Annotated in this window: 2 protein-coding genes; both read right to left on the bottom strand. The window is 38.6% G+C overall.

The genetic code is table 11. From position 1 onward, the window contains the following. Window positions 1–941 (bottom strand): type I DNA topoisomerase (gene topA, locus WB217_RS02030; RefSeq protein WP_423990172.1); only part of this gene is annotated, 941 nt, incomplete at its 3' end. Between the two features lie 251 nt (window positions 942–1,192). After that, window positions 1,193–2,036: DNA-processing protein DprA (dprA, locus tag WB217_RS02025; RefSeq protein WP_423990170.1), on the bottom strand; the 844-nt coding region annotated here is incomplete at its 5' end.

The raw sequence follows: 2,036 nt of genomic DNA, 5'->3' as shown, positions 1-2,036 counted from the left end.
GCTTCAGACTGGGCAACCTCAGAAGTTCGAGTGGAGTCGGTTCTCATATAGGTAATTAAACCAACAGTTCCTTCTTTACCCAAATCAATTCCTTCATAAAGCTGTTGAGCGAGCATCATGGTCTTTTTTGCACGGAAGTTCAGCTTCCGTGCCGCTTCCTGTTGTAAAGAGGACGTAATGAACGGTGGCGCTGGGTGGCGCTTACGCTCCTTTTTTGTTACAGATGCCACTGTGAATTTATTTCCGTTGATTTGTTTCAAAATATTCGTAACATCTTCTTCTGACTTCAGTTCAGTTTTTTCAAAATCAATACCATAAAAAGAAGCCTCAAAAGCAGCCTTCCCCTTTAAAAAATCAGCTCCGATTGTCCAGTATTCTTCTGGTACAAATTCTTTAATTTCCTTTTCTCTGTCAATAATCATCCTCATTGCAACAGATTGAACGCGTCCCGCACTGAGGCCTTTTTTTACTTTTTTCCATAGAATTGGGCTGATATTATATCCCACAAGCCTGTCTAACACTCGGCGTGCCTGTTGAGCGTCAACCAAGTCCATATTAATTGAGCGCGGGTGTTTAAAGGATTCCTTAATAGCATCCTTCGTAATTTCATTAAATACTACCCTGCAATCTGAATGAATATCTACATTGAGAGTGTGGGCCAGGTGCCAGGCAATTGCCTCCCCTTCTCTGTCGGGGTCAGCCGCGAGATAGATTTTTTTTGCTTTTTTCGCAGCGGTTTTTAATTCTTTCAATACTGGACCTTTGCCTCTGATCGTAATGTACTTGGGATCATAATTATTTTCTATATCGACACCCATCTGACTCTTTGGCAAATCTCGCAAATGGCCCATGGAGGCTTTAACTTTATATTTTTTCCCTAGATAACGCTCTATCGTCTTTGCCTTTGCAGGCGATTCTACGATTACTAAAAACTCTGACATCCAATTGTCCTCCTTAGAGGTATAAAATTATCATTATTATTGTCTACAAAGCTTTACAATGTCAAATTGCACCACTAAGTAAACGTTTTCATCTTATTTGGGGATTTTAAAATACCTGATGCAAAATGTATAACAGAATGAAAATTATTTCAACCTTTTTGCAGTAAATTTTATATAAATAAGAAAAAAACTTCATAAAAAGGTATTATTATTGTTGAATTATATAAGGTTTTATTAAATATAATTCCACTTTATATATTCAGTTCCTCTAGAATGTCTCTGGAATTTCTAATCAGCTTTGCCCCTTGCTGGATTAATTCATGGGCCCCATCAGAGTTTGGTGTCAATATGCTTCCCGGAACAGCAAAAACTTCGCGTCCTTCATTCAATGCAAATCCAGCGGTGATCAGTGAACCACTCTTTTTTCTGGCTTCAACCACGAGGGTCCCTTTAGCTAACCCGCTTATTATTCTATTTCTCATAGGAAAATGCCACTTTTCCGGAACTGTAAAAGGTGGATATTCAGAAATGACTAATTGATTTTGCATCATAAATTCTGCCAGCTTCATATTTTCCTTTGGATAGATATGATTAAACCCACCTGCAATGACACCGATTGTTTTACCGCCAAGTTTGATTGCCGTTTTATGTGCATAGGCATCAATTCCCTTTGCTAGTCCGCTGATAATAACTGTTTTGTTCTGGATTAGTTCCGGAAATAAATACTCGATTGAATTAATACCATAATTGGACGCATCACGAGAACCTACTACTGCCAGAATGTTTGTTGAGTTTAACAGGGAGATGTCGCCCTTTGCGAATAGTACCCAGGGCGGCTGATAAATTGTCTTAAGGCATTCAGGATAGGTATTGTCGAAAAAAGTAATAAGGTGGATATTTTTCGAAGTATATTCGGAGAGAAGTCTGTCGACTGGTAGGTCATGATGGTTGCTTTGAGGACTGTTGGAATGGTGTGATGAAGACGAAAAATAATTCTTTTCTTCATATATATTATCATGCAATGAATCCGATTTAAGAATGGCATATATAGCTTTCCAGCTCGACTGTCTGCCATGGATGAGTCGGATCAATTTG

Origin of the sequence: Mesobacillus sp., assembly GCF_049588175.1 — a bacterium.
GTDB lineage: Bacteria > Bacillota > Bacilli > Bacillales > Cytobacillaceae > Mesobacillus.
Note: the sequence above shows the minus strand (reverse complement) of the source record. Positions and strands in the feature narration are given on the sequence as shown.